This is a genomic window from Marseilla massiliensis (genome assembly GCF_016899855.1).
Taxonomy (GTDB): Bacteria; Bacteroidota; Bacteroidia; order Bacteroidales; family Bacteroidaceae; genus Prevotella.
The window spans coordinates 1-3,347 of sequence record NZ_JACJJG010000167.1; the positions used below are offsets into that span (position 1 = coordinate 1).

At 38.8% G+C, this 3,347-nt stretch carries 3 protein-coding genes and 1 pseudogene; all 4 read left to right on the forward strand.

Features of this window, described 5'->3' with window-relative positions; genetic code table 11:
* Window positions 1-1,131 precede the first annotated feature (1,131 nt).
* Window positions 1,132-1,473, forward strand: coding sequence for a hypothetical protein (locus H6A34_RS13920; RefSeq protein ID WP_239480898.1), 342 nt, complete (start codon window positions 1,132-1,134; stop codon window positions 1,471-1,473).
* Window positions 1,463-2,266 carry a hypothetical protein gene (locus tag H6A34_RS13925; RefSeq protein ID WP_205106004.1) on the forward strand — a complete coding sequence of 268 codons (804 nt, stop codon included), beginning with the start codon at window positions 1,463-1,465 and terminating at the stop codon, window positions 2,264-2,266. Before H6A34_RS13920 ends, H6A34_RS13925 begins: the two co-directional genes overlap by 11 nt.
* A gap of 267 nt (window positions 2,267-2,533) precedes the next feature.
* Window positions 2,534-2,860, forward strand: a complete 327-nt coding sequence (locus H6A34_RS13930) for a hypothetical protein (RefSeq protein ID WP_205106005.1) — start codon at window positions 2,534-2,536, stop codon at window positions 2,858-2,860.
* Window positions 2,861-2,874: 14 nt separating this feature from the next.
* Window positions 2,875-3,347, forward strand: a pseudogene (locus tag H6A34_RS13935) (hypothetical protein); the annotation flags it as partial.

Below are 3,347 nucleotides of genomic sequence, written 5' to 3' on the forward strand. Positions count from 1 at the left end.
CTGATTTCCATAATTGTCTGTTGTTTAAAATGATTAATAATGTTGTTTTCCTAATACACAATTAAGGCTTTCAGGGGATTACAGACGGAAAAATTTAGAAAGGTGAAAGGGTGAAAAAGTGAAATAACGGTGAGAAGGTGAGAGGGTGAGAAGGTGAGAACTGAAAGTAATTGTAGATAAGGTGAGGAACAATGTTATTTTACAAGGTGATAAAAGTGGTGCCCATGGATATTTGCCAACGTAGTTCCTCTAGTGAGATAAGGGAATAACAATTTTTTACTCTGAGATAATTCCTTTATATAGGAAACATGGTATTTTCAGTAAGATTTTTTGTTATTTCAACTGTTCACTAGCAACACCCCCGGTAGAAAGTATCCACAAGCAGCACAAGAATAATGAAGAAAAATAAAAAAGCCGAAACACCATGCTCTTCACACAATGTCCCGACCTCCGCTTTAGGTTCCACGTACTTCCAAAAATCTACGCATGAGGTAAAAGCAGGTCATACGCTTCGTCACCAAGGCCTTGAACTGACAACTTTTTCTTGGTTGCCTTTTCCACAGATTCTTCATAGTGGTGCCTCTTGCCTGATTGTTGTTTAGCCCGTATAATTATTTTTTATTTTCTATTCCTACAAGCCGAACGATAATCCGAACCAACCATTTTTATATGCTGTCGGATAAGGGTGATATTGTAGTATCGTAATCCCTCATTATTAAGGCTTTGAATGCTTCTCGTACTGGCATATTATAAAAGACGGCAAACCACATCATAAAACACGGCACATTGAACGGTAAAAGGTGGTCTATTACAAGCTAAAACCTGGCCTTTTGTAAGTTGGGAGATAAGCACCTGAATATCAATAAGTTACCAATGCAATGTCCTCCAAAGCAATAAAACGCGCCTGACAGACCTTCAATGCCTAACTTGTGAAAAGGATGAAGGTTGAACATCGGGCGGTATAATATGTCATTCAAAGCGATAAAACGCACTTCCCAGACCCTCAAAACCTAACTTGTGGATTAGAGGTTGAACATGGAACGGCGTAAAAGGTCATTTAAGGCCACAAAACGCTCCTGCCTGACCTCCAAATCCTAAATAGTGAAAATACATATCTAAAAATTTAATGATATGCTTATACAGACATTAATGAATAAGCTTTCCGATGAAGTACAGTATTCGGAAGGTCGTCAGGATTGTGTTGCTCCTGATGTAAACGTAAACAAAGCAAACACTGTGATAGTTCCCGACAAGTTCAAAAAGGATATTGAAGCCCTTGAGGATTATACAGGCAGGAAACTTGAAAGCGGACTCTGCATTAAGGTTGACTTGTCTGAATTGTTGACTGTAATACCGAGGGAGAGGAAGAGGACCGATGCCTACAATACACTCGTTCAATACCTCAAGGACGAATTCGGGATAGACTTAATCATAAACTCTAAAAAGCAGAAAGGAGGCAGTTATGAAAAGTGAGGAAATAAGGAATGGTGTAAGAATCCGTAAACATTTCGCTACATCGACTAAAATTTCTGAAGACGGATTATTGGTTGAAAAGGAATTTATAGACAAGCAGGATGGTAACAAGCTGAAGACCTACAACCCTAAAATCAAGGTGGACAACAACGGGCTAAGGTACATAGTCAACGGTAAAATTGGCACGGTCTACATCCAGGACTTGGTTGCGGATTGTTTCTGTGCCCCTAAACCTGATGACGGCAATTATTATGTTTTGGTTCACAAGGATGGCAACTTACAGAATGACCACTATAAAAACCTTGAATGGAGGCTTGCAACAACGGTATATCCAACAACTACGGCTACAACAGCGGGTAAGGTAAAGTTGACGGATGGCCTTGAAGTAAGAAAGAACGGAACAATATACCAGAAAGGGAAGAAATTGACTGTTGGAACTGTAATCGGCAACGGTGATATTGATATGATTGTTCCTATTGAGCCTTTTGTTGAGTATGAGAGGAAAAACAGTTGGAGCAGGTACGAGAGGAAAAGAATTAGTGTTGACAAGCTAATGGATATAGCTGGGTACGTGAATGAAAATAAAAAACGTTTCGAGCATCCTGTAATACTCCACAGGGACAATGACTGGCTCAACTTCGACTCCGACAACCTTGAATGGACAGACTATAACGACCCGAGATACAAGGAATATTATAATAGGACGGTCGACGAAAAGAACAGACTTGGCCGTGAATTGAATGGAGAGAAGTGGGACTATATGGAAAAACAACCACAATACCAACACATCTAAAGCTCCAGAATTTTTGAATAAGGTAATTATATAAGGATTTGATATTTGGTTTTACTTTGTTTGATTGATTTGTTCTTGACGGGATAACATTGGAAAACACAAAAACATTATTATTCCCCGACACTCTTTTTGACAGGATAAGGCTTGGTGCTCTTTTTAATCACGGTAATCAATATGGTGGTTTTAAGGACTGCTGAACCTTATCCTCGACTACTGAAATAACTAACAAAATACAGAAAATAAAATAACCTTTAAAACGAAATAACGATGAAAAATTTTAACGATAAAGCAGAAAGAATTATAATGAACAACGGCAACGTAATGGAAGTAAAGTACAAGTCGGAGTTGCTGGAACAGATAAGGCAGGACTTCGAGATAATGGAGAATGAATCTTCCGACATTGACCCGGGATTTTTCACAGAGGATGATGTCTGGTCTTTGTATGAGTTCCTTTTAATGAGGCACAAGGACGACTGGTTTGTGATTGATGATATGAAGGATTCAGACGCAGAGGATTCCTATTATGAAGAAGAGGAAGAGTATTTTTATGAAGAAGAACATACAGTCGGTGATGAAGACGATTACGAAGATTAAAATGATTTGTGAATATGAAGGAGCTGTTTAATATAAGTCCGCATTCTACCGGAGACGGATTCACTATGGACTTGAAGACAGGAGAGGTTGATGTCCCTGATGAATATGGTGGCTATATAATCTCTACTTCCATGGGCGCAGGCAAAACAGAGTCTATAAAAAGCATGATAAGACAAAAGTACAATGACGGTATTCTTTATTGTGTCGATACGAAAGAAGAACTCAAGAAAATGTATTGTTGGATTATTGACGAGCTGGTGAAAGATAAATCCTGCGGTCTGAACTATAATGACGTGATGATTGTTTCGAGCGATAAGGATTTCCAATACCAGCTTTCTTTATACAGGGACAATCCGGAAATGTTGATGTACAAGAAGGTCATACTGATTACCCATGTACGCTTCTGGACAGACTTGATTAACTATTTCCTTATTTATAGCCCTGACAAGAATGAAGAGGTAAGACCATTCGACGGTGATTTTGCAAA

Bases quoted from the DNA above. Each gene is read 5' to 3' on its own strand.
- H6A34_RS13920 (WP_239480898.1), top strand. From the start codon at position 1,132: ATGCTTATACAGACATTAATGAATAAGCTTTCCGATGAAGTACAGTAT.
- H6A34_RS13925 (WP_205106004.1), top strand. From the start codon at position 1,463: ATGAAAAGTGAGGAAATAAGGAATGGTGTAAGAATCCGTAAACATTTC.
- H6A34_RS13930 (WP_205106005.1), top strand. From the start codon at position 2,534: ATGAAAAATTTTAACGATAAAGCAGAAAGAATTATAATGAACAACGGC.